Origin of the sequence: Klebsiella sp. C283 (assembly GCF_048822555.1) — a bacterium.
GTDB lineage: Bacteria > Pseudomonadota > Gammaproteobacteria > Enterobacterales > Enterobacteriaceae > Klebsiella > Klebsiella quasipneumoniae.
The window spans coordinates 369,788-393,765 of sequence record NZ_JBMEZS010000003.1 but is presented as its reverse complement, the minus strand read 5'-3'; the positions used below and the strand labels follow the sequence as shown (position 1 = coordinate 393,765).

Annotated in this window: 25 protein-coding genes and 1 pseudogene; 11 read left to right on the top strand and 15 right to left on the bottom strand. The window is 60.4% G+C overall.

Features of this window, described 5'->3' with window-relative positions:
- Together ACOI7Z_RS07615 and zntB are read right to left on the bottom strand one after the other, a co-directional pair.
- The gene (locus tag ACOI7Z_RS07615) at positions 1-177 is read right to left on the bottom strand and encodes a hypothetical protein (RefSeq protein ID WP_369707506.1); all 177 of its coding nucleotides are present in this window, start codon (positions 175-177) and stop codon (positions 1-3) included.
- Positions 178-512: 335 nt separating this feature from the next.
- Entirely contained in the window at positions 513-1,496 is a 984-nt protein-coding gene (gene zntB / locus ACOI7Z_RS07610) for a zinc transporter ZntB (protein ID WP_032436262.1), read from the bottom strand.
- A gap of 278 nt (positions 1,497-1,774) precedes the next feature.
- Between zntB and ACOI7Z_RS07605 the strand changes: the two genes are divergently transcribed.
- The 3 genes from ACOI7Z_RS07605 (at position 1,775) to ACOI7Z_RS07595 (ending at position 4,030) form a co-directional block, all read left to right on the top strand.
- Positions 1,775-2,518, top strand: a complete 744-nt coding sequence (locus tag ACOI7Z_RS07605) for a DeoR/GlpR family DNA-binding transcription regulator (RefSeq protein WP_023289422.1) — start codon at positions 1,775-1,777, stop codon at positions 2,516-2,518.
- The gene (locus ACOI7Z_RS07600; protein WP_072420311.1) at positions 2,481-3,599 is read left to right on the top strand and encodes an oxidoreductase; all 1,119 of its coding nucleotides are present in this window, start codon (positions 2,481-2,483) and stop codon (positions 3,597-3,599) included. Before ACOI7Z_RS07605 ends, ACOI7Z_RS07600 begins: the two co-directional genes overlap by 38 nt.
- 236 nt (positions 3,600-3,835) lie before the next feature.
- Positions 3,836-4,030, top strand: a complete 195-nt coding sequence (locus ACOI7Z_RS07595; protein ID WP_004203980.1) for a hypothetical protein — start codon at positions 3,836-3,838, stop codon at positions 4,028-4,030.
- Between the two features lie 273 nt (positions 4,031-4,303).
- Here ACOI7Z_RS07595 and ACOI7Z_RS07590 read toward each other — a convergent pair whose 3' ends face one another.
- The gene (locus ACOI7Z_RS07590; RefSeq protein ID WP_043522066.1) at positions 4,304-5,683 is read right to left on the bottom strand and encodes an amino acid permease; all 1,380 of its coding nucleotides are present in this window, start codon (positions 5,681-5,683) and stop codon (positions 4,304-4,306) included.
- 334 nt (positions 5,684-6,017) lie between these two features.
- Between ACOI7Z_RS07590 and ACOI7Z_RS07585 the strand changes: the two genes are divergently transcribed.
- The 3 genes from ACOI7Z_RS07585 to ACOI7Z_RS07575 all read left to right on the top strand — a co-directional run bounded on the left by ACOI7Z_RS07585 (position 6,018) and on the right by ACOI7Z_RS07575 (position 8,601).
- Positions 6,018-6,497 carry an Lrp/AsnC family transcriptional regulator gene (locus ACOI7Z_RS07585; protein ID WP_023289419.1) on the top strand — a complete coding sequence of 160 codons (480 nt, stop codon included), beginning with the start codon at positions 6,018-6,020 and terminating at the stop codon, positions 6,495-6,497.
- A gap of 251 nt (positions 6,498-6,748) precedes the next feature.
- On the top strand, positions 6,749-7,363 hold the full coding sequence (locus tag ACOI7Z_RS07580; protein WP_004176405.1) for a YitT family protein: 615 nt from the start codon (positions 6,749-6,751) through the stop codon (positions 7,361-7,363).
- 38 nt (positions 7,364-7,401) lie between these two features.
- Positions 7,402-8,601, top strand: a complete 1,200-nt coding sequence (locus ACOI7Z_RS07575) for an amino acid aminotransferase (RefSeq protein WP_087776798.1) — start codon at positions 7,402-7,404, stop codon at positions 8,599-8,601.
- Positions 8,602-8,645: 44 nt separating this feature from the next.
- Here ACOI7Z_RS07575 and ACOI7Z_RS07570 read toward each other — a convergent pair whose 3' ends face one another.
- The 3 genes from ACOI7Z_RS07570 to ACOI7Z_RS07560 are packed head-to-tail and all read right to left on the bottom strand — an operon-like array spanning position 8,646 to position 11,132.
- The gene (locus ACOI7Z_RS07570) at positions 8,646-9,314 is read right to left on the bottom strand and encodes a methionine ABC transporter permease (RefSeq protein WP_044522560.1); all 669 of its coding nucleotides are present in this window, start codon (positions 9,312-9,314) and stop codon (positions 8,646-8,648) included.
- Positions 9,307-10,320 carry a methionine ABC transporter ATP-binding protein gene (locus tag ACOI7Z_RS07565; protein WP_032429140.1) on the bottom strand — a complete coding sequence of 338 codons (1,014 nt, stop codon included), beginning with the start codon at positions 10,318-10,320 and terminating at the stop codon, positions 9,307-9,309. Before ACOI7Z_RS07565 ends, ACOI7Z_RS07570 begins: the two co-directional genes overlap by 8 nt.
- A gap of 8 nt (positions 10,321-10,328) precedes the next feature.
- Complete coding sequence (locus tag ACOI7Z_RS07560; RefSeq protein WP_087849838.1) at positions 10,329-11,132, bottom strand: MetQ/NlpA family ABC transporter substrate-binding protein; 804 nt, start codon at positions 11,130-11,132, stop codon at positions 10,329-10,331.
- Between the two features lie 220 nt (positions 11,133-11,352).
- Here ACOI7Z_RS07560 and ACOI7Z_RS07555 point away from each other — a divergent pair, with 220 nt between their 5' ends.
- On the top strand, positions 11,353-12,528 hold the full coding sequence (locus ACOI7Z_RS07555; RefSeq protein ID WP_087849837.1) for an aminotransferase class I/II-fold pyridoxal phosphate-dependent enzyme: 1,176 nt from the start codon (positions 11,353-11,355) through the stop codon (positions 12,526-12,528).
- Positions 12,529-12,547: 19 nt separating this feature from the next.
- Here the strand turns inward: ACOI7Z_RS07555 and ACOI7Z_RS07550 are convergent, their stop codons facing one another.
- The 3 genes from ACOI7Z_RS07550 to ACOI7Z_RS07540 form a co-directional block, all read right to left on the bottom strand.
- Entirely contained in the window at positions 12,548-12,907 is a 360-nt protein-coding gene (locus tag ACOI7Z_RS07550) for a hypothetical protein (protein ID WP_023289413.1), read from the bottom strand.
- Positions 12,908-13,113: 206 nt separating this feature from the next.
- Positions 13,114-14,025 carry an NmrA/HSCARG family protein gene (locus ACOI7Z_RS07545; RefSeq protein WP_087849836.1) on the bottom strand — a complete coding sequence of 304 codons (912 nt, stop codon included), beginning with the start codon at positions 14,023-14,025 and terminating at the stop codon, positions 13,114-13,116.
- Positions 14,025-14,888 carry an MBL fold metallo-hydrolase gene (locus tag ACOI7Z_RS07540; RefSeq protein WP_170927870.1) on the bottom strand — a complete coding sequence of 288 codons (864 nt, stop codon included), beginning with the start codon at positions 14,886-14,888 and terminating at the stop codon, positions 14,025-14,027. Before ACOI7Z_RS07540 ends, ACOI7Z_RS07545 begins: the two co-directional genes overlap by 1 nt.
- Positions 14,889-14,975: 87 nt before the next feature.
- Between ACOI7Z_RS07540 and ACOI7Z_RS07535 the strand changes: the two genes are divergently transcribed.
- Positions 14,976-15,899, top strand: a complete 924-nt coding sequence (locus ACOI7Z_RS07535; protein ID WP_087849834.1) for a LysR family transcriptional regulator — start codon at positions 14,976-14,978, stop codon at positions 15,897-15,899.
- Positions 15,900-15,920: 21 nt separating this feature from the next.
- Here ACOI7Z_RS07535 and ACOI7Z_RS07530 read toward each other — a convergent pair.
- Positions 15,921-16,826: pseudogene (locus tag ACOI7Z_RS07530) on the bottom strand (LysR family transcriptional regulator).
- A gap of 138 nt (positions 16,827-16,964) precedes the next feature.
- Between ACOI7Z_RS07530 and ACOI7Z_RS07525 the strand changes: the two are divergent.
- Positions 16,965-17,894, top strand: coding sequence for an aromatic alcohol reductase (locus ACOI7Z_RS07525; protein WP_087849833.1), 930 nt, complete (start codon positions 16,965-16,967; stop codon positions 17,892-17,894).
- A 25-nt stretch (positions 17,895-17,919) separates the two neighbouring features.
- Positions 17,920-18,126 (top strand): DUF1471 domain-containing protein, encoded by a 207-nt coding sequence (locus tag ACOI7Z_RS07520; protein ID WP_087849832.1) that lies wholly within the window; start codon positions 17,920-17,922, stop codon positions 18,124-18,126.
- Positions 18,127-18,176: 50 nt separating this feature from the next.
- On the opposite strand, the gene ACOI7Z_RS07515 is transcribed toward ACOI7Z_RS07520, so the two are convergent.
- Positions 18,177-19,055, bottom strand: a complete 879-nt coding sequence (locus ACOI7Z_RS07515; RefSeq protein ID WP_044522551.1) for an AraC family transcriptional regulator — start codon at positions 19,053-19,055, stop codon at positions 18,177-18,179.
- A gap of 158 nt (positions 19,056-19,213) precedes the next feature.
- Here ACOI7Z_RS07515 and ACOI7Z_RS07510 point away from each other — a divergent pair, with 158 nt between their 5' ends.
- The gene (locus ACOI7Z_RS07510; RefSeq protein ID WP_032452600.1) at positions 19,214-19,969 is read left to right on the top strand and encodes an SDR family NAD(P)-dependent oxidoreductase; all 756 of its coding nucleotides are present in this window, start codon (positions 19,214-19,216) and stop codon (positions 19,967-19,969) included.
- 4 nt (positions 19,970-19,973) lie between these two features.
- Here the strand turns inward: ACOI7Z_RS07510 and ACOI7Z_RS07505 are convergent, their stop codons facing one another.
- The 4 genes from ACOI7Z_RS07505 to tssF form a co-directional block, all read right to left on the bottom strand.
- On the bottom strand, positions 19,974-20,468 hold the full coding sequence (locus tag ACOI7Z_RS07505; protein WP_032452599.1) for a hypothetical protein: 495 nt from the start codon (positions 20,466-20,468) through the stop codon (positions 19,974-19,976).
- A gap of 126 nt (positions 20,469-20,594) precedes the next feature.
- Complete coding sequence (tssJ, locus tag ACOI7Z_RS07500) at positions 20,595-21,137, bottom strand: type VI secretion system lipoprotein TssJ (RefSeq protein ID WP_087849831.1); 543 nt, start codon at positions 21,135-21,137, stop codon at positions 20,595-20,597.
- The gene (gene tssG / locus ACOI7Z_RS07495) at positions 21,115-22,200 is read right to left on the bottom strand and encodes a type VI secretion system baseplate subunit TssG (RefSeq protein WP_087849830.1); all 1,086 of its coding nucleotides are present in this window, start codon (positions 22,198-22,200) and stop codon (positions 21,115-21,117) included. Before tssG ends, tssJ begins: the two co-directional genes overlap by 23 nt.
- Entirely contained in the window at positions 22,164-23,918 is a 1,755-nt protein-coding gene (gene tssF, locus ACOI7Z_RS07490; RefSeq protein ID WP_087849829.1) for a type VI secretion system baseplate subunit TssF, read from the bottom strand. Before tssF ends, tssG begins: the two co-directional genes overlap by 37 nt.
- Positions 23,919-23,978 lie beyond the last annotated feature (60 nt).

Below are 23,978 nucleotides of genomic sequence, written 5' to 3'. Positions count from 1 at the left end.
TTAAAGGACAGACGATCTGCAGGCGCGTATCCTCGCAGATCTCCGCGCCTGATGCGACAATTTAATCGGCTCTTCATCAGGCGGCGGATCGGGCTGAGGCTGCGGGCGCGGTCGCGGATCGGGTAAAGGAACCGGATCGTTCGGCTCGGGCGAGATGGGGATGGACTGGGCTGTCAGCCCTGAAGCGTAATGCATAGTGGCCTCCCGGAAAGTGATACGGGCGTACCCGCAGGCGTAAACGGCCTGAAGACCGTCGGGTGTCTTAGTAAGCGTAGAAGCTGGTCCGGAGAGCGCAAAAAAAAAGCCGACTCAACAAAGTCGGCGTCGTACGAATCAATTGTGCTATGCAGTAATTCAAAAAAGGAAGTAAGACAATATGGAGCGCAACGCCCATCGCTTGACGTTGCATTCACCTGCGAGAGAGATATTGCCCTGAATGGGTAGAGGGTTTATTGATTTCGCTCAAACATTGCCGGGTTTTCCCGGCATCGTCGCCGCTAAAAGGCGATTCTTTACAACCATTTACTGCGATGTAACCACCACGCAACACCACCGATGACAACGACTAACATCAGGCAGAAGAGGCTAAAGCCCAGATGCCAGCTGTTACCTGGGATCCCCCCGAGGTTGACGCCGAACAGGCCGGTTAAAAAGGTGCTGGGCAGAAACACCATCGCCATCAATGACATCGTATAGGTCCGCCGCGCCAGCGACTCCTGCATAATCTGGGCGATCTCATCGCTCATGATCGCCGTCCGGGCAATGCAGCTGTCGATCTCGTCCAGCCCGCGCCCCAGCCGCTCGGCGATATCCTGCATCCGCCGCCGCTGATCGTCGCTCATCCACGGCAGGCGTTCGCTGGCCAGCCGGGCGTAAACATCGCGCTGCGGCGCCATATACCGGCGCATCACAATCAGCTGCTTACGCAGTAGTGCGAGAAAACCGCGCGGCGGCACCTGCTGATCGAGCAGGTCGTCTTCGAGGTCGATAATTCGGTCGTGCAGTTGTTCAATAAACTCACTGGCATGATCGGTCAGCGCGTCGCAGACTTCCACCAGCCAGCTGCCGCCATCCGTCGGCCCATTGCCCTCCTTCAGGTCGCCCAGCACATCGTCCAGCGCCAGCACTTTGCGCTGACGAGTGGAGACGATCAGCCGCTCATCCATATACAGACGCATCGCCACCAGCTGGTCTGGCCGTTCATCGGTGCTGCCGTTGATGCAGCGCAGGGTAATCAACGCCCCGTCGCCGATCCGCGTCACCCGCGGTCGGGTGCTCTCGCCCGCCAGGGCATCGCGCACGTTATTGGGCAGCAACGGGGTGGCCGCCAGCCAGTCGGCGCTGTCGCTATGGGTATAGTTGAGATGCAGCCAGCAGGGCTTCTCTTTGTCGATAATATCGTCATCGGCGAGCGGCTTCACGCCCCCCTGCCCGTCGAGCACCCACGCGAAGATCGCGTCCGGTATCTGCAACTCCGAGCCTTTAATCGCGTCCACTCAACCTCCGTTAATCCATGCCTGTCGCATTGCGCGCGCTCTGTATAAGGTACGCGAAAGCGCGCTTTTTCGCTGTTTATTGCCCGGTGAAAGAGGCTAATCGCTTCATTAAAAAGCGCTTTCCCCCGGGCCGCGCCCGCTTTCCTCATTTAACGTTAAAGTGTAGTGAAATCAAGTTCTTCAGGTTTTGCGCGGTTCACTGCGACCTTTTGCGGTTTATTTTGCGGCTTTTTGCTGTATTATGCCGCTTATTGCGTCAATTTGCGGAGTCCCTCGCCATGCATAAGCTCGCGCGACAAAAACACATCCTTGACCGGCTGAGTGAAACCGGTCAGCTGAGCATCAGCGAACTGGTTGATGCGCTGCAGGTGTCGGCCGATACCATACGCCGGGATCTCAGTGAGCTGGAAAACCAGGGGGTACTGCAGAAAAGCCACGGCGGCGCCATCGCGCTTAACGTCCCGGCGATGACGCGCCAGGGAAGAAACGCCCTGCTCCCCGGAACGAAACAGCGTCTGGGCCAGCAGGTCGCCGCGCGCATCCCCTCCGGCTCGACGCTGTTTCTCGACGCCGGCAGCACACTGCTGGCCGTCGCTACCCAGCTGAAAGGCCCCATGACCGTGATCACCGCTTCGCTGGATATCGCCCAGCTGTTCAGCGACCGCGCCGATATCCAGCTTATCCTGCTTGGCGGCCAGTGGGACAGTGAACAGCGGCTGTTCGCCGGCAGCGCCACGCTGTCGCTGGTGGCGCGCTACCGCGCCGATATCGCGATTCTCGGCGCCTGCGCGTTGCATGCCGAACTGGGCCTGAGCGCCAGCCAGGAGGCCGATGCGGACGTAAAACGCGCCATGCTCGCCGCCAGCGCGGAACACTGGCTGGTGGCGGACCATACCAAAGTCAACCATTGCGAACCCTGGCTGGTGGCTGGTCTCAGCGACATTCACCATCTTTTTCTCGATCGTCCCTGGCCTGAGCTGGGGGATGACCCTGTCCTCTCTGTACATATTGCTGACGCTTAACAACGTGGAGAACCTGATGAGTAACAACACGATAAATATCGCCCTGATTGGCTATGGCTTCGTCGGTAAGACTTTCCACGCGCCGCTTATCCGTTCGGTGCCGGGCCTGAACCTGGCCTTCGTCGCCTCGCGCGATGAAGAGAAAGTCAAACGCGACCTGCCGGACGTCACAGTGATCGCTTCCCCGGAAGCGGCGGTCCAGCACCCGGATGTCGATCTGGTGGTTATCGCCTCCCCTAACGCCACGCACGCGCCGCTGGCCCGCCTGGCGCTGAACGCCGGCAAGCATGTGGTGGTGGACAAACCCTTTACTCTTGATATGCAGGAGGCCCGGGAGCTGATCGCCCTGGCGCAGGTGAAACAGCGGCTGCTTTCCGTCTTCCATAACCGCCGCTGGGACAGCGACTATCTCGGTATCCGTCAGGTTATTGAGCAGGGCGCCATCGGCACGGTGAAACATTTTGAGTCCCATTTCGACCGTTTCCGCCCGGAAGTCCGCGTCCGCTGGCGCGAGCAGAACGTCCCCGGCAGCGGTTTATGGTTCGATCTTGGGCCGCACCTGATCGATCAGGCGCTGCAGCTGTTTGGTCTGCCGCAGTCGGTACAGGGCAATATCGCCACCCTGCGCGACGGCGCGGAGATCAACGACTGGGCGCATGTGGTCTTAAACTACCCGGCGCATAAAGCGATCCTCCACTGCAGCATGCTGGTCGCGGGGGGCTCCTCGCGCTTCACGGTGCATGGCGATAAAGGCAGCGTTGTTAAAGCGCGGGCCGACCAGCAGGAGAGCCAGCTGCTGGCGGGTGTGGTGCCGGGAAGCGCCGGCTGGGGAGAGGATGAGGATGGGCTGGTTATCTATGACGCCTCGCTGCAGACCCAAACCCAGCCTACCCCGCCGGGCGATCAGCGCCAGTACTATATGCAGATCCGCGACGCGCTGAAGGGCCTGATCGCCAATCCGGTGCCGCCGGTGCAGGCGCTGGCGGTGATGGCCGTCCTGGAAGCGGCGGCGCGCTCTGCAGAAAGCGGCGTGGCGCAGACCCTCGACCTGACCGACGACGAGCGCAACGCGCTGCGCTAAGCCTGTCGTTACTCCGGTTATCTGCGCAGCCTGCAGGTAACCGGATCGCCACCCCGACTGCAGAAATAATCACTGCCTGTCAGTAGATTATCCTTTCTTTATCCTGCCTTTTTGCCTAAAGCACCGCTGGAAATTTCAGCCAATTGGGAGGAGGATAGAGAACAGATCGATCGTGATGAGAACAAGGTTGCTGACGCTGTGGACGCGGTGACCGCAATACCGGACAGGAGAAGCTCATGTACTACACGTTAGGAGATACCACTCTCCATTTTTATCGCTATCAGTGCAAATTCTACGTCGCCCACTGGGAAGGAGGGAACGTGATGGACGAAAAATTTAAACCGTTTATCGAGCAGATCACTGAGAAGACCGGGCTGGACGCGAAGCGCGTCGAGACCGCCGCGCGCGATTATTTTACTAACGTGGATTAACAGGCAGCCTGTTGCGGTATACCGAAGGCCAGGCCGACGCGCCTGCCGTTGATCTCCCCCCTTCCGCCGCCACGGCCCTCGTTCCCGCTGGCGGCTCTCCTTCCCCACCGGCGATAAACAGGATAACGACCAGCCAGAACCCCAGGCTGTCTGCCCCACACTTTTGTCAATTTCCAGACCGATAACGTGAGATGTCATTTATCGTAATTATCTATTTCCCCGTGATTTTTAGTCGAAACAATATCGCCCTGCCGCCAGGCAGGGCGTCGGCGACTACCGCTCCTCCAGCGCCGCCACCGGCTCCGGCGCGCTTTTCCTGCGCAGCAGATAGCCTGCGGCAAGGATCAGCAGCCATACCGGGATCAGGCAGACGGAGATGCGGATGTCCGGGGTCAGATACATCACCCCGAGGATCCCGGCGAGAAACAGCAGACACAGCCAGTTTGTCAGGGGATAGGCGAAACTCTGGAAAGCCGTTACCTTCCCGGCCCGCTGCATGGCGCGGCGGAACTTAAGATGAGTGATGCAGATCATCGCCCAGTTGATGACCAGGGCGGCCACCACCAGGGCCATCAGCAGGGCAAAGGCTTTCCCGGGCATCACATAGTTAATCACCACGCAAAGCGCCGTGGCGACGGCGGACACCGCCAGGGCGGTCAACGGGATCCCGCGGTGGTTCACCCGCAGCAGCGCGCGCGGGGCGTTGCCCTGCTGAGCCAGGCCGAACAGCATCCGGCTGTTGCAATAGACGCAGCTGTTGTAGACCGACAGCGCGGCGGTAAGCACCACCAGATTGAGGGCGTTGGCCACAATATTGCTGTCAATGGCGTGAAAGATCAGCACAAAGGGGCTTCCCCCTTCCACGACGTTCCGCCACGGGTAGAGTGACAGCAAGACCGCCAGCGACCCCACATAAAAAAGCAGAATACGGTAGATCACCTGGTTGGTGGCTTTGGGAATGGTTTTATGCGGTTCGTCGGCTTCCGCCGCGGTGATCCCCACCAGCTCAAGCCCGCCGAAGGAGAACATGATCACCGCCATGGCCATCACTAAGCCCGTGATACCGTTAGGGAAAAATCCCCCGTCCTGCCACAGGTTGGCCACCGTCGCCGCCGGCCCGCCGTGACCGCTAAATAACAGATAGCAGCCAAAGGCGATCATGCTGATGATGGCGGCCACTTTGACAATCGAGAACCAGAACTCCAGCTCGCCATACACTTTGACGTGCGTCAGGTTGATGGCGTTGATCGCCACGAAGAAGATTGCCGCCGACAGCCAGGTGGGTACCTCCGGCCACCAGTACTGAATATAGATCCCCACCGCCGTCAGCTCCGCCATGCTTACCAGCACGTACAACACCCAGTAATTCCAGCCGGACATAAACCCGGCGAAGGGCCCCCAGTAGCGGTTGGCGAAATGGCTGAACGACCCCGCCACCGGCTCCTCTACCACCATTTCGCCAAGCTGACGCATGATAAAGAAGGCGATAACCCCGGCGATGGCGTACCCCAGCAGGACCGAGGGGCCTGCCATACGGATCGTTTGCGCGATACCTAAAAACAGTCCGGTGCCGACCGCCCCCCCGAGGGCGATCAACTGGATATGGCGGTTTTTTAACCCGCGCTTTAACTGATGCTCTTGCTGCGTTGTCATCTCTGACCTGCCCCTGTCTGTAAAAAGTCACTTTCGCCGGTAGCAACTTTCAGGCCAGTGGATCGTCGCGGAGCGTCAGACCAAAACTAATCCATTGAATGATATTGAAATATTATTTTCCAGTTCGTTCTGAAAGCTGGTCATCGCGCCGCTGACCTGGCGCATAACGCGCGAAAATTGGCCAGATGACGCACAGATCATGAGAAAACTAGTGACTTCATGCATGATGCTGACCCGTTTTGGTGCATCCGGTTTGCCGCCGTCGGGTCAGGCTTCACGCCAGGCAAAAAACTGTTAGGCTGGTAGCCACTTTTACGTTCCGCTAGTGGCCACTATGTACAACATCGACGACTATGATCTGAAAATTCTTACCCTGCTGCAGGCCAATGGCCGTTTGACCAATCAGGAGCTTAGCGAGCTTATCGGCCTGTCCGCTTCCCAGTGTTCGCGCCGCCGTATCGCCCTTGAACAGGCGCAGCTTATCCTCGGCTACCATGCGCGTCTGGCGCCGGATGCCGCCGGGCAGGAGATGCTTGGCCTGATTGAGGTGCGCCTGCTGAATCACACCCCACAATGCGTGGAGAGCTTTCATCAGATGCTCAGTGAAGTGGACGCCATTCTGGACGCCTGGAAAACCACCGGCGACGCCGATTATCTGCTGCGGGTAACGGTCCCGGACCTGCCCGGATTGAGCCATTTGATCAGCCATATTCTGGCGCAAAACAAAGGGGTGGCTCATCTGAAAACCGCCGTCGTGCTCAACCGCCTGAAGGAGAACGGCCAGCTGATGCCGGGCACGCCCTCGCTGCGCTGAACCGGAGCACAGTGCCCTGCGCTGGTGCAGATGCGGGGCCAGTCAATGCGTGATAAGCAGTAAATTCGCACAACTTACGCATTTCATAACCATTATGCGCACGACCCGTGCGATTTTCTCTTTCCGACAGAACAACAGGTTAGGCTAAACCACGGCTATTTTTTCCGCAACCAATCGCCCGGGCACGCTCCTCTGGTGCGATTTTTGCAAACAAGAGCTTATCCTTGTTAACGAAAAGATAGTGCTTATTTATGGATAACGTCCTTTCCCCTGAAAAACTGACCCACACCTGGCTGGAGGATGCCCTGGCGCTGCTGTTCGGCACGCTGATGATCTCCTTTGGCATTATCCTGTTTCGCCAGGCCGGCGCCCTGACCGGCGGGACGGCAGGCATGGCCTTTCTGATCCACTACGCCACCCACCTGCCGTTCGGCGTGGTTTTTTTCGCCATTAACCTGCCCTTCTACTGGCTCTCCGTCCGGCGGATGGGCGCCGCCTTCACGCTGAAAACCTTCTGCGCGGTCGGACTGGTGTCGCTGTTCTCCGACCTGCACGGCTACTTTATCCATGTCGATCGCCTGAACCCCTATTACGCCACCCTCTTCGGCAACATCATGGTCGGTATCGGCTTTGTGGTGCTGTTCCGCCATAAAGCGAGCCTCGGCGGCGTCAATATTCTGGCCCTCTATCTGCAGGATAAAAGCGGCATCCGCGCCGGTAAATTCCAGATGGTGGTGGACGCCTGCATCGTCACCGCCTCGCTGTGGGTGGTTAGCCTGCCGATGCTGCTGGTCTCTGTCCTCGGCGCCGTGATTTTGAATTCGATTATCGCCATGAACCACCGCCCGGGACGCTACGCGGTGTAATGGCTTCACCTTTAACGGTCATTTCAGGAGTAACCACTGTGTTCCAGAACGTTGACGCCTACGCAGGCGATCCTATCCTGTCGCTGATGGAAGCCTTTCAACAGGATCCCCGGGCAGACAAAGTTAACCTTAGCATCGGGCTGTACTATAACGAGCAGGCCATCATTCCTCAGCTGGAGGCGGTCCGTCAGGCCGCTGACCGGCTGCAGAGCCAGTTGCACAAGGCCAGCCTCTATCTGCCGATGGAGGGACTGGCTCCCTATCGCCGCGCGGTCCAGACGCTGCTGTTTGGCGAACACCATCCGGCGTTGCGTGCCGGACGCATCGCCACCATCCAGACGCTGGGCGGCTCCGGCGCGCTGAAGGTGGGTGCTGATTTCCTCAAGCGCTACTTCCCCGACTCCGCGGTCTGGGTCAGCGATCCAACCTGGGAGAACCATGTGGCCATCTTTGCCGGGGCGGGTTTCGAGGTGCATACCTATCCCTGGTTCGACAGCGCCACCCGTGGGGTCAATTTCCCCGCTATGCTTGCCGCCCTCCAGCAGCTCCCGCCGCGCAGCATCGTGCTGCTCCATCCTTGCTGCCATAATCCGACGGGGGCCGATCTCGCCCCCGAGCAGTGGGATCGGGTGATTGAGGTGTTGATCGCCCGGGAGCTGATCCCGTTCCTCGATATTGCCTACCAGGGTTTTGGCCGCGGGCTGGATGAAGATGCCTATGCCATACGCGCCATCGCCAGCGCCGGACTGACGGCGCTGGTCAGCAACTCGTTCTCGAAGATTTTTTCACTGTACGGCGAGCGTGTCGGCGGCCTGTCGGTGGTCTGTGACAACGCCGATGCCGCCGGGCGCGTGCTGGGCCAGTTGAAAGCTACCGTACGCCGCAACTACTCCAGCCCGCCGGGGTTTGGCGCCCAGGTGGTGTCGCAGGTGCTCAACGATCCCGAGCTGAATGCCCTGTGGCAGGGGGAAGTGGAGGCCATGCGCACCCGCATCAGCGCCATGCGCGTCGCGCTGGTGAAGGCTCTGCAGGCAGCCCTGCCGGCGGTGGATTTTTCCTATCTGCTGACCCAGCGCGGCATGTTCAGTTACACCGGCTTTAGCGCCGATCAGGTAGACGTTCTGCGTGAAGAACATGGCATCTATCTGATTGCCAGCGGTCGCGTCTGCGTGGCCGGGCTCAACCACGGCAATATTGCGCGGGTAGCCAGCGCCTTCGCCGGGGTCTGCGCACGCTGATCCGCTTTCCCGCTGGCCGGGGCAACCCCGGCGCGGTATAGCAGTTATTCGCGACGCAGTCGGCGAGCCAGGCGGGTGCCCAGCGTCTGAATAAGCTGGACAATAACAATCAGCACCAGGGCGGTGGTGAGGGTGGCAAAGGCGTCGAAACGCTGATAGCCGTAGGTGATCGCCAGGTCGCCGATCCCGCCGCCGCCCACCGTTCCCGCCATGGCGGTCGCGCCAAGCAGACCGATGGTCGCGGTGGTAAGGGCCAGAATCAACGACGCCGCCGCCTCCGGCAGCATGAAATGCCAGACGGTCTGCAGAGGGGTAGCGCCCATGGCGTCTGCGGCCTCAAGGATCCCCTCATCCACCTCCAGCAGCGAGCTCTCCACCAGCCGGGCAATATAGGGGGCGACAAAAACGATCAGCGGCACGATGGCGCCCGCGGTGCCGATAGTCGTACCCACCAGCAGCCTGGTGAAGGGCAGGATCACAATCAGCAAAATGATAAACGGCAGCGAGCGCAGCACGTTAATCAGCGGATTCAGCGCCTGATGCACCACCGGGTTGGCCACGATGCCGCCAGGACGGCAAACCACCAGCACAATTCCCAGCGGGACGCCGAGCAGCGCGCCAAAGCCCAGTGAGATGGCGACCATAATCAGGGTATCATGCAGCGCCAGCAGAAACTGCTCGCCGGTAATGGCGGTATCAATTAGATCAAACATGGATGATTTTCACTCCTGCGTCGGCCAGATGGGTGATGGCGCGTTCGGTTTCGTCAGGCTCGCCGAGGAGTTGCACAATCATAAATCCCAGAATCCGGCCCTGAACTTCGGACATGCTGGCAAACAGGATATTCACCTCGACAGCATACTCGCGGATCAGGCGGTTAATGATCGGCTGCCGGGCCGTCGCGCCGATAAATTCGAGGCGTAAAGCCCGGGCGCCGTTGTCGCGCTGCAGGAGCGACGCCACCCGCTGCGGCAGGCGATCGTGCACCACCGACTGCACGAAACTGGCGGTGACCGGATGCTGCGGCTGGGCAAAGAGATCGAAAACCGTCCCCTGCTCAACAATGCGCCCGGCCTGCATCACCGCCACCTTGTGACAGATTGTCTGGATCACTGACATTTCATGCGTAATCAGCACAATGGTGATGCCATAGCGGCGATTAATCTCCTGCAGCAGCAATAAGATCTGTACCGTGGTATGGGGGTCGAGCGCCGAGGTGGCTTCATCGCACAGCAGCACCGACGGGTTGGTGGCCAGCGCCCGGGCGATACCGACCCGCTGCTTTTGCCCTCCCGACAGCTCATTCGGGTAGCTGTGCATTTTGTCGCTCAGGTCGACAAACGCCAGCAGCTCCGCAACCCGCGCCTGGATAAAAGCCTTGTCGCGTCCCTGCAAAATAAGCGGGATAGCGATGTTATGAAATACCGTTTTCGAATTCAGCAGATTAAAATTCTGAAAGATCATGCCGATATCTTTTTTGATCGCCTGCAGGCGCTGGCCGCTGCAGTCCTGGAGCGACTCACCGTTCAACACCACCTCGCCCTCACCCGGCGTTTCCAGACGATTAATCAGCCGCAATAAGGTGCTTTTCCCTGCGCCGCTGTAGCCAATAATGCCGAAAATATCGCCCCGGTCGATACTGAGATTAATATCCTGCAGGGCCAGAACCGGATGCCCTTTTCTGTTAAAGGTTTTACTGACATGGCGAAATTCTATCATCGCGTTATTCATTTTAAATAATCAGGCAGCAGGTAACCATCATACTGCGGATGGCTGAGAATATATTTTTTGAAATCGGCAGAGTGATAGCCGTCGATGATATCTTTGGCAAACTGCGCCTTCTGATTTTTACCGGCAACGGTCACAACGTTAATAAAATGGCTGGTGGCGGCCTCCAGCTTTAATGCCGAGGTAAGCGCCATGCCGCTGGAGACGGCGAAATTGCCCTGAATCAGGCCATAGTCGACGTCCGGCAGCGCGCGAACCTGCTGGGCATTGTCCATCTCCTTAAGCACGATGTTATAGGGGTTGGCAACGATATTACGCTGCGAAAAGGTGGCGGGATCGCTGTCCGGTTTAATCTTCACCCAGCCGAGACTTTCCAGCACCAGAACCGCGCGATATTCGTTCGACGGCTGGTTTGGCACCGACACCACCGTGCCAGCTGCCGGGGTGCCCAGGGTCGTCAGCTTGCCGCCGTACAGACCCATCGGCGGCGTGGGTACCTGCACAATGCCGACGTTATCGATCCCCAGTCGCTCATTGATCGCTTTCAGGTATACCGGATGCTGCATAATATTCGCTTCGATATCGCCGCGAGCTACTGCGTCATTGACCTGAATACCGTCGCTGAAATCTTTATATTCGATTTTATATCCTTTACTCAATAAATAGGGGGTGACCCCTTTTTCAAATTGCTCTTTATACGGCCCGGGGTTAAAGCCGATGCGAATAATTTGATCGGCGGTGGCGTAAAAGGAGGTAGCGGATAACAGGGCGAGCGTCATTCCGAGCGCAACTGACTTGTTCATAAGGTATTTTCCTGGAAGGTTGGCGATATTGAGCGATTAAATCACAGCCGAAAGCGGGTTGTAAGCCAGAACGCCGGATTTCCTTTTGCTTATTCCTCATAAACTTTTGCCATCCCGACATATCCTAAAAACAATAATCCTTTGCATATATTGTTATTTAGCCAGGCGCAATAAATCCCTTAAAGATGGCAGATTATTGATAACGTAAACCGGGAAAATTATGCCTGATTTCGCTGCTTCACCGCTGGTGGACGCCCTGGAAGAGAATCTGTTCAGCCTGCTGGAAAAACTGGCCGCGGAGGTCAACACCGACGCGCTGCCGTTGATCGACCTCTCCAGCGGCAGTCCGGATCAGCCCACTCCGCCAGAAGTGATTGACTCGCTGCAGAGCGCCATTCATCGTCGTGAAAACCATGGCTACCCGTCGTTCTGGGGCAAGCCGCAGGTCCGCGAAGCGATCGCCCATTTTTATCGCCGCCAGTATGATGTGGAAATCGATCCGCACAGCGAAGTCGCGGTATTTCAGGGCTCGCATATTGTTATTGGCGGCATCCCGCGGGCGCTGCTCCGTCCCGGGCAATACCTCATCTCCACCGATCCCTGCTATCCCATTTACCGCTCAGCGGCGCTGCAGTCCCAGGCGGCGTTTTATGGCCTGCCGCTCAGGGCTGAGAATCAGTTCCTGCCGGATTTTAACGACCTCCCCCGGGAGGTGGCTGACCAGGCCGGGCTGGTGGTGCTTAACTATCCACATAACCCCACCGGCGCGCTCGCCACGCCGGCGCTGTTCGCCAGCGCCCTGCAGTTTGCCCGCCGTCACCAGGTGCCGATCCTGCACGATTTTGCCTATGCGGCCATAGGCAGCGCGGCCAGCGATGCGCCGCTGAGCCTTTTCTCTCAGCCCGGCGCGAAAGCGTGGGGAGTGGAGACCTACACCTTCTCCAAGACCTTTAATATGGCCGGCTGGCGCTTCGGCTTCGCGGTCGGCAACGCCTCGATTATCCGGGCGTTTAAAAAACTGCACACCCACAGCTACAGCACGGTGTTTGGCGCCATTCAGGATGCGGCGATCGCCGCGCTCAGCCTGCCGGCAGAACGGATTGCGCAGCTGACGGCGGTGTATCATCAGCGCCGGGAGTGGGTTCTGCGTCGACTGGCCGCACTGCGCTGGCCGGTTCGTGCCGCACAAGGTACTTTCTTCCTCTGGCTGAGCGTGCCGCCCGGGTACCGTTCACAGGAGTTTGCCCGCCTGCTGCTGCAGGAGGCGCATATTCTGGTGGCGCCAGGCACTGGTTTTGGCGATGGGGGTGAAGGGTTTATTCGCATCAGTCTGACGGCTGGGGACGACGCGCTGCGCAAGGCGCTGGACCGTCTCGCCCGGCTGGCGCTGTTTTAGCGCCCGCCTCGCGGAGTCGTTACACCTTCAGGTAGCCCGCCATGCGTTGAATACGCGCGGCGGAATAGTCATAGCAGGCGCTGGCGGGTTTACCCAGTACGCGATATTTGGCGCCATTGTAAAAGGCGGTCTTATTTTCCTCTTCCAGAAAGCGCCGGGAGACGGTGTCGCTGAAAATACGGTCGCCATCCGACTGCGGCTGATAGCGGCTGGATTTGACGCTCTCCCAGGCCACGCCGATCGGCTTATGGTCATAGCCGGTCATACAGAACAGCCGGTTGGAGGCCAGCAGATCGGCCTCGATGGTTTTAAATTCCGCCGCCGTAGCGGCGCAGGTTATGCTTAACAGGCAGGCCGAAGCCCATCGGTAAATTGTCATTATTCAGGCGATCCCAGAGAGTTTCCTCCATTCTAAGCGGCTGAAAATTCTGGACGTTCACTTTCACCTATCGTTGCCAGCAAAAACCGCCAAAAAATTTACACTCAGACTCCTCGTGCGTTGTCTTAACGACCTGCAGGCCTTCTCAGCGCAGGTCATCCGCCGGGCCAGACAACGAGACGCCGGCGGGAAGGATATAGCCGTCTTTAACGATTAAACGCCCAGCGGGTCCCGCTGGTCAGCGCCCGCTCGAAGGCGGTACGGCCGGGGCCCGCCAGCCAGCCGGCGAAGGTGTGCAGCTGCGGGTGCAGCTGGCGCAGGGCGTCGAGGTCGGCGTGCCCCGCCAGCCGCCCGTCGTCCACCAGCCCGGTCAGCTTGTGCAGAAAAGGGCTGGCGGCCAGCACCTCGTCGGAAAATCGCGAATAGGGGATCGGCCGTCCCGCCGCCGCGGAGAATAACGCCTCCAGCTGACGACCGGTCACGCTGTCGCTGGCGATCTCGAACGTCTTGCCGGCAAACCGCGCCGGCGCGGCAAAAATCGCTGCGACAAGCTGGCCGATATCCTCCACCGCCAGCACCTGCATCCTCCCCTCCGGCAGCATAAAAAAGTGAAAATGACCTTCATCAAGGCCAAAACCGGGCATCACCAGCAGCTCCATAAAGGTGGCGGGCCGCACGATGGTCGCCGCCAGCGGCAGGCGGCGGATATGCCGCTCAATCGCCGCTTTGGTGTCATAATGCGCTACGCCGGTCGGCGTCTCCCCCGCCGCGCTGCCGGAGCTGTACACCAGATGCTTTACCCCGCACTCGACAGCAAGGTCGGCGATGGTTATCCCGTAGCGCACCTCCTGCTCATCGGTTACCGTCCCGCCCGGCGAGCTGGGCTGCACGCTGAAGACGCCGTCGACCCCGGCCATCGCTGCCCGCATTGCCGCCCGGTCTTCAAAGGCGCCCACGACCAGCTCCGCTCCCCGCGCCGCCAGCGCGACAGCCCCGGCGGAGAAAGGATCCCTGACCAGCGCCCGCACTCGCCAGCCGCGGTGCAGCAGCGCCCGCGCCACCGAGCCGCCCTGCTGGCCGGTGGCGCCAAAAACCAATACGATTTGGACATTATTCATCACCGTTCCCCGTCGTCAGCAGATCGTTGTCCGGCGTCTCGCCAGCGATACTCCCCTGGCCTGTCCTCCTCCAGCCAACCGCAGGAGGGTCCGGCGAAATGCCCGGTGAACCATTGGGCATGATGGCTTGCGCACCACGCCATCATCTCGCGTCGCGAGCGTTCCGCCTGCCGGGGATCGCCGCAGAACGCCGAGCTCCAGTGCGGATGGGTAAACTGGCGCGGGGAATGAAGAAGATCGCCGGAGAAACAGGCGTAGTCATCGCCAGAGGAGAGGATCAGCGCGGCATGGTCCGGACTGTGGCCGGGGGTAGGGATAAAGGCGATCCGTCCGCCGACCAGCGGCCTGGCCGCCACATCCACGGTCTCCAGCTGGCCAGCCTCGATCACCGGCAGCAGGCTGTCGAGCCAAAGCGCCCGGTAGCGTTCGCTGTTCTTCACCCGCGCGAGCTCTTTTGCCGAACACAGGTAGCGCGCGTTGGGAAACAGCGGCGCCCAGCGATCGTCCCGCCAGACGGTATTCCATCCGACATGGTCGGTGTGCAGGTGGGTCAGTAGCACCAGGGTCACCTCCTCCGGGTTCACTCCCGCGGCGCGGAGATTCTCCAGATAGGGCGTGTTAAGTTGATGATAGAGCGGATTGCCGCCGCGCTCCCGACCGTTGCCGGTGGCGGTATCGATAACGATCAGATCGTGGGGGGGCTGTACCACCCAGCTGTGGATTGACAGCGCGATTGGCTGATTATCGGCGTCCGCCTCCGTTACAGGGAACGCCGCAGGATAGAGCGCCGCCGACTGCAGGCTAATCTCGCGCTCCGGCACTTTGAATATCATGCTGTCGCCTGTCTGGTAAGTTTGCATCACTCCCTCCGCGCGCATTGCGCTGGTTGATTTACCGGGGTGATATTCACTATGCTGCCGGGATAACCCACATTCAAATTGATTATCATAATGAAGAAAATCATTGAAAATGATTTTAGTCGTATCGATCTGAATTTGTTGACGGTCTTGATGGTGCTGTACCGCGAAGCCAGCGTTACCCGCACCGCAGAGGCGCTGCATCTTGGCCAACCCGCCATCAGCGGGGCGCTGAAACGGCTGCGCGAGATGTTTGGCGATCCGCTGTTCGTGCGCAGCGCCAGAGGCATGCTGCCGACCCCGCGGGCGCAAGCGCTGGTGACCGAGCTGCAGCCGCTGATGGAACATCTGCATTCGGCAATGTTTGGCGCCGGGGAGTTTTCCCCCGCCAGCGCGCAGCAGCTTTTCCGCGTCGGCCTCAGCGACTGGAGCGAACACTGGCTGATGCCCCAGCTGTTACCCGGACTGATGCAGGAGGCGCCCGGGGTGTCGCTCCAGACACTCGCCGCCGACCCCTTCCAGGTACACCAGCTGCTGGAGGCGGATCGCATTGATGTCGCGGTGTCCCTCAACAAGCAGAGCCGCGGGGAGATCGTCAGCGAACCGGTGATGAGCATGGGGGTGACCACCCTGTGGTCGCCGCAGCAGATCCCCTGCCGCGGGCCGTTGTCGGTGGGCGATTTCGTCGCCTGGGAACATGTGATGGTGGCCTATCGCGAAACCGGCCACGGGGAAATAGATCGCCAGCTCGCCAGTCAGGGACTCGCGCGGCGCGTGCGCTTCGCCACGCAGAATTTCTCCACCTTTCCCCTCCTGCTGACCACCCTGCCGCTCTTCGCCACCGTCCCCCAGGGGCTGGCGCAACGCTGGCAGGCGCAGTATGCGCTGCGCGCGGACGCCCCGCCGGTGGCCTACCCGGAATTTACCCTGTGTATACTGCGCCACAAACGCCGGGCGCAGGATCCGGCGCTGAACTGGCTGATAGCGAGGATAAAACAGGCCATGCGCGGACCATAGCGGTAGCGAATACCACCGTCATCAGGCCTCGCTGAGCGGGGGTTGCAGAACGCGCCTGCTCCAGTCGTAAAACGCGCGCACCGCCGGCAGCAGATAGCGGTTTTGCGGATAGACCAGCGACAGGGGAAGATCAGCCGCGGCCTGCTCCAGACAGGCGACCAGCGCGCCGCTCTGCAGCCAGGGTTGCGCCAGATAGCTGGCGACGCGGATCAGGCCCAGCCCCTGAACGCCGGCCTGGATATAGGCATCGGTATCGTCGACCACCAGCGTCTCCTGCATGCGGATCGCGCAGTCGCCGTCATCGAGGGAGAAAAGCCAGTCGATGGTCCGCCCGGTACGGTGGTTCAGGTATCCCACCGCCCGGTGCTGGTGCAGATCGTCAATGCTCTGCGGCCGGCCGTGGGCCGCTATCCAGGCCGGCGAGGCGAGGACCATCCAGCGGTAGCGGGCCAGAGGGCGCGCCACCAGGGTGGTGGAATCTTCGATTTGCCCGGTACGGATCACGCAGTCGAATCCCTCCTGGATGATATCTTCCACGTTGTCGCTTGAGCAGAGGATCAGCTCCAGGTCGGGATACTGCTGCAGAAACTCGCCGATCCTCGGCTAAACGCAGTGCCGGGCGAGAGATTGCGGCATCCCCACCTTGAACCGCCCGGCGGGCTGGGCCGAGCGGCCGGGAAAGGAGGCTTCCATCGCCGTCATTTCGGCCAGCAGCCGTTTACACTCCTCGTAATACCGACGCCCCTCCGCCGTCACGCTGAGCTTGCGGGTGGTGCGCTGAAGAAGCTGCGCCCCAAGCCAGGCTTCCAGCTCCTTCACTACCCGAGACACCGTTGAGCGCGGCTGCCCCAGCGCCTCCGCCGCCCGGGCGAAGCTGTGGGCATCCACAACCGCAACATACAACTGCATGGCATCCAGTCTGTCCATTAGGTGCTCCCCCGCCGGTTATTATCCCATTATGACGAACAGTCTAACCCGAAATCCTGTTCTTATCGAATGATGCCCTCCCCCCTACACTGAGCCTGTAGCCAGTGAATACAAGGCTTAACTGAGCAAGGAGTTAAAATGAAAACTGATGATATTAATCTTGAGGAAAAAGTATTAGTTCTGGGAGCGGGACAACTGGGGGCCGCCGTACTGGATGCGCTGGTGCCAGCGGTGATCCAGCGCCAGGGCGCGGTCTCGGTGATCGTCTCGCCGGCGGCCTGGGATGAAACCGGCCAGCTGCGTTCGGCAAGCCACCGGGCGCTGGCCGACGCCGGGGCCGACTTTATCGCCGTCGACATCGCCGTTCGTTCACTGGAGACCCTGACCAGGGCTTTTCGCGGGTACAGCACCGTGATTAACTGCATGGGCTTTGTCGCCGGTCCGGGGACGCAGCTGAAAATTACCCGCGCGGTGCTGGCCGCCGGAGTGCCCCGCTATTTTCCCTGGCAGTTTGGCGTCAATTACGATGTGGTCGGCAAAGGCAGCGGCCAGCCGGTCTGGGACGAGCAGTATGATGTCCGGACCCTGCTGCGCGCGCAGCAGGCCACGGAGTGGGTCATTGTCTCCACCGGCATGTTTACCAGCTTTCTCTTCGAGCCAGACTTCGATGTGGTGAATTTATCCAGCCGAACCCTTCACGCCCTTGGCAGCTGGGACACCCAGGTGACCGTCACCTCGCCGGCGGATATTGGCCGCCTGACCACCGCGATTTATCTGCATCAGCCGCGGATCGTCAACGAGGTGACGTTTGTTGCCGGCGAAACGACCTCTTACCGGCAGCTGGCGGACACCGTGGAGCGCGTGACGCAGCAGACGTTCAGCAAAGCCGTTCACACCCTGCCCGCCCTGCTGGACCAGCTGCGGACAGACCCGGATAACGCCATGCTGCGCTATCGCGCCGCCTTCGCCCGGGGGGATGGCGTGTGGTGGCCGATGGGCGACACCTGGAATACCCGCCACCATCTGCCGACCCAGGACATTGCCGGCTGGCTGCATGCCGCGCGCTGATTTTCTCTCACAGGACAGAATGACGATGAACAAGCTGATTCAACTGATCGTATTGAGTTGCCTGCTGCCGCTGGCGGTCAACGCCAGGACCCTCACCGCCACCGGCGATACCCTGGACCACGCGGAAAGCAAAATTCGCCAGCAGGCCGCCCGCGAGGGCGCAACCGCCTATCGGATCATTGAGGCGCGAATGGGTAACAAAGTGCACATCACGGCGACACTCGATAACTGAACCACCGCTATCCGGCTCAGGGATGAGCCGCCGCCAGCCCGCGCGCCAGATCAGGCGCTCATTCTTTCCCGTCGACGGTCGCGGCCCGGCGGCGCGCCGTACAGGCGAGCGTATTCCCGGGTGAACTGCGACACGCTGATATAGCCCACTTCGCCGGCCGCCTGCGCAATGCTCATCCCTTCCGCCAGCATCAGGCGGCGGGCGTGGATCAGGCGCAACTGCTTCTGAAACTGCAGCGGCGACAAGGTGGTCATGGCGCGGAAATGACGGTGAAAGACCGAAACGCTCATCCCGGCGGCGTCGGCCAGCGCGTCGACGCTGACTGGCTGCATAAAATCCCGGCGCAGCACCGCCACCGCCCGGCGGATCCGCGCCGAATGGCTGTCTGCGACGCCCAGCGCCCGGATAGCCGCCCCGTGAACACTCTGCAATAGCCAGTAATGCAGCTCCCGCCGCAGCCCTTCGCCTAACACCGCCAGCGCCCCCGGTTGATCAAACAGTCTAGCCAGCCGATAAGCGGCGTCCGTCACGTCGGCATTCATCGGTTCGATACCGACGCGGGGCGCCTCATCTCCCCCTGACGGCCCCACCTCCTGCAGCTCGCGCAGGATAGCCAGATCCAGCTCCAGCACCAGCGCGTAATAGGGAAAACGCTGACTGGCCTCGGTGATCTGGCTGGTGGTGGGGACATCCGCGGCGATCACCATCGCCTCCCCCGGACCATAGTCGAAACTTGCCAGGCCGGTGGTCACGCTTTTGCGCCCCTGCAGCAGCATGGCCACCAGCGGCCTGGCGATGGCCGCCTGCAGATCGCCGGGGTGCAGGGCCCGCACCAGAGTGATGCCGGGAACCGGGGTAACCGCCACCCCGCTGCTATCGACATGAGCATCGGCATACCGGCGGCAGAGAGCGAAGAGTTCGTCGCGCATAAGATCCTTTCAGGCAAGTTTTAAAGCCTCAGTATGCGCTATTTCCCACCAGAAGAGAGTGTATGGAGAGGAATGGGCAAAAAATAACAAGGATTGGGCAACCCGGTCTGGTAGGCACCCCCTATTGTAAGGACTCCACACACCAGAGAGGATCGAACATGACTAAGATTGCACTTATCACCGGCGCTAACCGCGGCCTTGGCCGTCAGACCGCACTGGATATCGCCCGCCAGGGTGGGGACGTCATCGTCACCTGCCGCGGCAATATTGAACAGGCGGAAGCGGTGGTGGCCGACATTCACGCTCTCGGCCGCAAGGCCATCGCCCTGCCGCTGGATATGGCGCAGACCGCCAGCTTTCCGGCCTTCGCCGACAGCCTGCGCGCTGCGCTGGGCAGCGTCTGGGGACGGGACACCTTCGACCATCTGATCAATAACGCGGGACACGGCGAATTTGCCCCGCTGGCCGAAACGCGCGAGGCGCAGTTCGACGGGCTGTTTAATGTCCACGTTAAGGGGGTGTTTTTCCTCGTTCAAACCCTGCTGCCGCTGCTGGCTGACGGCGGACGGATCGTTAACTTCTCCTCCGGACTGACCCGCGTCTCTTATCCCGGCTTCTCCGCCTACGCCGCGGCCAAAGCGGCTGTGGAGATGCTGAGCGTATACATGGCCCGCGAGCTGGGCGGGCGCGGCATCACCGTCAATACCGTCGCCCCCGGCGCTATCGCCACCGACTTTGGCGGCGGACTGGTGCGGGACGACGCGGGGGTTAACGCGCAGTTTGCCGCGATGACGGCGCTGGGACGGGTGGGCGTTCCCGAGGATATTGGGCCGATGATCGCCAGCCTGCTGCGCGACGATAACCGCTGGGTGACCGCCCAGCGGATCGAGGTATCGGGCGGACAAACCATCTGACCAGTCAGGCCAGGCTGTCGATCGCCATAAAAAAGCGGTCTTCGGTGAGAATCTGTCGCGCCTCCGGGGACTGGCGCGACTGACGGATCAACCAGCCGCCGTCCGGGGCCAGGCTCAGATAAAACACCTCCCGGGAGCCTGCCCCGCCAGGTGTCTCAAGGCTCAGAGTCACGACCCCCTTTTCCACGCCATCCCACAGCTGCTGCGGCACGATATTGACGCTGCGCTCGCCGTTTTGCAGGCGGAGAGTGGGGATATCGTAGCGGCAGATGCCGCTATTGAGGCTGTAGCCAAGGGTGCTCAGATCGTGGAGGTGGCGGGTCGAAACCACCACCTCGATGCCCGTTCCGTCAAACCACTGATTCACCTGCCGGGCGAGCGCCGCCATCTGCTGGCGAAACATGGCGATATCCGCGGCGGCCGCCCCATCGAAGGTGGTTGTCCGCGGCGGATTTTGCTGGTGCTGTAGTTTCTTAAAAAAACGCTCCCTCGCTGTCACGTTATCTCCCTGTGCTGTGATGAAACCGGTGAGGCTGGATGAGGATGGTTACCGCCAGTTCGTTGGTTAACGAAGATTACGGGCCAATCGCCACGATGGACCCGCCGCAGAAATTTGTTTTCGACGTTACTTCGCCGCTTCAGGCCTGAGCCCTAGCTGGTTAGTTTCGGCGGTAAAAATACGTGGCTTGTCAGGATCCAATTCCTCACGCGCCAGCACCTGCTTCCAGGTATTTCTTTCTGTATCCGGATGGCGGAACAGGCCGACAACCGCCACGAACTTCGCCTGCGTTTCCAGCGGCATATTGAGACTGGCGTCCCCTCCGGGGTTGATCACTACGTCGCGACTGGCGAGGAGATCGGCGGCGAGCAGAATATCCCCCTCCTCCAGCAGCTGCTGGTAAACCAGCCGGTCAAAGGTCCGGCGATCTTTAAGCTGATAGATGCGCACCACCACCGGTTCGGAGAGCGAGTGATTCTCTCTGGCATCGGTGTTGAGCGCTTCGCGCGCCGTAAAATCCAGATGCAGCGTATTAATTTGCTTATAAAAAACGGCGTTGAAGGCGGATTTTGTTCCCTCCGAGACGCGCTGGGTGAGCCCGCATCCGCTCAGGCAAAGCGCTAGCAGGGACAGCAGGCAGGCGGTTTTAATCAAACTTATACGTAACACGTCGGTTTCCTTGCGATGAGTTGGCAGGCTGCAGGCCGGTATAGGTGCCCAGTTCGGTGGTAAATGTCTGCGGGATATCATCCTGACTCTCACCCTCTCCAGCGCCCAGCACGCCGTTCATACCGAGCCAGAACGGTCCGTCCCCCAGCGGCGGGACAGCCAGCAGTCGGGTCGGCGCGGTCAGGGTGATTCTGGCCCGGAATCGCCAGCCCAGATACACCCGCAGCAGGATGAGAAAGTCCCGAAACAGCGGGCCATCAGGCTTCCAGCCCTGCGCCTCCTCGGGATTATCGGTGATAAGGGCGACGAGGAGCTGGCTACTGCTGTCCATCGCTTCGTCACCCAGCGGGGTATTTCCGTCCAGTAAGAAGTCGTCATCGCCGTAAAAGCCCAGCGGCTGGCTGACCGCCACCGGACGCAGGCAGTAAGGGCTCACCCTGACGGTGGTCTTCGGGGCCAGCAGCGTGATCAGCGCCTGGATCCCCTGCTGAGTTTTGCCCGGCTGACGCAGCACGCCAGTCAGCGCCAGAAAGCGCGACGCTGGCGAGGCGATATGCCGCGTCGTGCCGGGGATGCCCAGCCCCGCCAGACCCAGCAGCGACTGTGACAGGCGGTCGGTACCGCCGGGCTCAAAGGTGGCGGGCCAGCAGTATTTCCGCCAGAGGCGGTAATACTGCGTGATAATCCGGTGACTGAAGATATCCAGCAACCCCTGCAGCGCTTCATGCCCTTCCCTGCGCTGGGCGATATCATCGAGCCAGGCCGTCGGGAGCGGCGAATCGACACCGTACAAGCCCATAAAGGTGGTGCGAATGACCGGCGGCCCGCTGTCATTGGCCTCATCGTATTCCACGGCTCTGAGTTCGCTGGCGGGGAATCCCATCCCCGGGTGCGGATAAAAACGTACCGGATCGTCAGCCGGATGGCTGGTCGCCCCCATCAGGGGTTTATCGGGGTGCTGTCGTTCCAGAAGCTGACAAAAGCGGTAAAAATTGATCCGCGGCAGGTCGGCCTCCAGACGCGGCATCAGCCGGGAATGCGTCGGCTGCGCTTCTCTTCCCATTCCAGTCGTTCTCCGGTTGGTTGCAGAATGATAATCAGGCGGTTGAACAAGTAGATATCGGTGTAGAGCGCAAAGAAGCGGCTAAGCATCTCGCCAAACAGGCATATATCGCCTCGTCCGGCAAAGCCGTGGCTGTCGAGGGTGACTTCAATTTGCACGCCGCGCACCAGATGGCCCTGTGCAAAGCGCTCTGTTGCGCGGTGCTTCACGTCGAGGATGGCTTCCAGACGCCGACGATTCATCTCGCTGTCGGTCCATTCATACAGCGCCAGGGTGCCGCGCAGGACTTCAGCGTTGTCCATCAGGGAAAGAAAACTGCTGCCCAGATGGCTCAGCACCCGCCAGTGAAAACGATCCTGGGCAGGGGGATAGCACGGGAGCGTCGGCGCGCAGAGGTTACGAACCGCGACGCTGGCCGAGGTGGTTTTCATCACCGTATCGAGCACGGTGCTCTGCAGCGCACAACGCGGAAGCTGGCCGTTGGTTCCGGTGAGGGTGAGCGACAGGCTTTCATCTTCCGGTACGGTATGATTGTCAAAGGCTTCCCCGCCGACGATAAGCCAGGTGTTATGCAACCCGGAGGGGCCACGGCGCACCCGGGTATGATAGTAATAATCAGGCGAGTCATGACGCATCATGCCGCCTTTGTGACGAAAGCTTGAGAACGGCGCGTAAGCCTGTTGGCTCGAGGAGATCACGGAATCGACGGTGTAAATTTCAGTGTGGCCGTCCTGCACGCGCAGTGGGCGCAGCAGGTATTCTGTCTGCAGGGAATTGATGGTCAGCGGATCGGACTCCAGCGGGAACAGGTTGATCGCCGGTACGCAGTGCAGGCGCAGCTGCTTTTCGCTGAAGCGGAAGTCATGTTCCCAGCGTTCCGCCAGCACGACGTCGATCTCAAACCACGCCATCCCGGCCGGGAAAGCCACCGTCTCCAGCCCGCGCAGGTCGATGAACATGAACTTTTCGCGGAAGGTAAAATACTCCAGCAGCAGCTGGTAGCCGCGAAAACTGCGGCCATCTTCGGGCCAGAGGCCGTCATCCTCGCCAAACCCCAGCGCGCTGAAATACCCGTCCAGCGGCTTTCTGTCCTCCTCACCGGGTACGCGCAGCCACATCCTGGCCACATTGAGGGTAAAGGCCTCGTGCATGGCGCAGGCCAGCGGCGCATCGGCGTTGCAGTACAGCGGGATATGGCTGAGATCGATCCGGCGCCAGTCCGTCAGGCTGCTGCAGTTAAAGCGCAGCGTGATCACCGACCGGCCATCCGTATCGGTGGTCAGCTGAGCGCGCTCCAGGGACAACGGCTGCAGAGCGATCGCTTTGGTGGTGGTGTACCGACAGCGCGTGCCCTTTTCACCGATCGGCCGGGAAAGCACTTCAAAGCCTTTAGCCATCGTCATCGGCTCTTTCATCTCCTGCCAGTCGGGGGTGAATTCCACGACCGACAGGGAAGGAATGGTACGTAAATAATGTGGCCACAGCAGGCTGACCACGCCTTCGGTGAGTTCGGGCAGATCGTCATCGAGCTTCTGGCGCATGCGGCCCATCAGGAAGGCAAAACCTTCAAACAGACGCTCGACAAAGGGGTCGCGGGCGCCCGCTTTGTCAAGATTGAGCATTGCCGCCTGCTCAGGATGAGCGCGGGCAAACTCTTCACCCGCTTCCAGCAGGTAGCGCATTTCAGCGTCGTAATAACGCAGGGTTAAATCGTCCATAAGTCACCAGAAGAAGTAATAGCTTTCAGATATGCAGAAGACAGCAGATGCAAGTAATAA

Excerpts from the sequence above, each read along its gene's own strand:
- ACOI7Z_RS07600 (WP_072420311.1), top strand. The coding sequence starts at position 2,481 with ATGACCCTGTCCTCTCTGTACATATTGCTGACGCTTAACAACGTGGAG.
- ACOI7Z_RS07585 (WP_023289419.1), top strand. The coding sequence starts at position 6,018 with ATGTACAACATCGACGACTATGATCTGAAAATTCTTACCCTGCTGCAG.
- ACOI7Z_RS07520 (WP_087849832.1), top strand. The coding sequence starts at position 17,920 with ATGAACAAGCTGATTCAACTGATCGTATTGAGTTGCCTGCTGCCGCTG.
- ACOI7Z_RS07510 (WP_032452600.1), top strand. The coding sequence starts at position 19,214 with ATGACTAAGATTGCACTTATCACCGGCGCTAACCGCGGCCTTGGCCGT.
- ACOI7Z_RS07550 (WP_023289413.1), bottom strand. The coding sequence starts at position 12,907 with ATGACAATTTACCGATGGGCTTCGGCCTGCCTGTTAAGCATAACCTGC.
- tssF (WP_087849829.1), bottom strand. The coding sequence starts at position 23,918 with ATGGACGATTTAACCCTGCGTTATTACGACGCTGAAATGCGCTACCTG.
- ACOI7Z_RS07590 (WP_043522066.1), bottom strand. The coding sequence starts at position 5,683 with ATGACAACGCAGCAAGAGCATCAGTTAAAGCGCGGGTTAAAAAACCGC.
- ACOI7Z_RS07605 (WP_023289422.1), top strand. The coding sequence starts at position 1,775 with ATGCATAAGCTCGCGCGACAAAAACACATCCTTGACCGGCTGAGTGAA.
- ACOI7Z_RS07580 (WP_004176405.1), top strand. The coding sequence starts at position 6,749 with ATGGATAACGTCCTTTCCCCTGAAAAACTGACCCACACCTGGCTGGAG.
- ACOI7Z_RS07515 (WP_044522551.1), bottom strand. The coding sequence starts at position 19,055 with ATGCGCGACGAACTCTTCGCTCTCTGCCGCCGGTATGCCGATGCTCAT.
- ACOI7Z_RS07555 (WP_087849837.1), top strand. The coding sequence starts at position 11,353 with ATGCCTGATTTCGCTGCTTCACCGCTGGTGGACGCCCTGGAAGAGAAT.
- ACOI7Z_RS07565 (WP_032429140.1), bottom strand. The coding sequence starts at position 10,320 with ATGATAGAATTTCGCCATGTCAGTAAAACCTTTAACAGAAAAGGGCAT.
- ACOI7Z_RS07570 (WP_044522560.1), bottom strand. The coding sequence starts at position 9,314 with ATGTTTGATCTAATTGATACCGCCATTACCGGCGAGCAGTTTCTGCTG.
- ACOI7Z_RS07595 (WP_004203980.1), top strand. The coding sequence starts at position 3,836 with ATGTACTACACGTTAGGAGATACCACTCTCCATTTTTATCGCTATCAG.
- ACOI7Z_RS07535 (WP_087849834.1), top strand. The coding sequence starts at position 14,976 with ATGAAGAAAATCATTGAAAATGATTTTAGTCGTATCGATCTGAATTTG.
- ACOI7Z_RS07545 (WP_087849836.1), bottom strand. The coding sequence starts at position 14,025 with ATGAATAATGTCCAAATCGTATTGGTTTTTGGCGCCACCGGCCAGCAG.
- tssG (WP_087849830.1), bottom strand. The coding sequence starts at position 22,200 with ATGGGAAGAGAAGCGCAGCCGACGCATTCCCGGCTGATGCCGCGTCTG.
- ACOI7Z_RS07525 (WP_087849833.1), top strand. The coding sequence starts at position 16,965 with ATGAAAACTGATGATATTAATCTTGAGGAAAAAGTATTAGTTCTGGGA.
- ACOI7Z_RS07560 (WP_087849838.1), bottom strand. The coding sequence starts at position 11,132 with ATGAACAAGTCAGTTGCGCTCGGAATGACGCTCGCCCTGTTATCCGCT.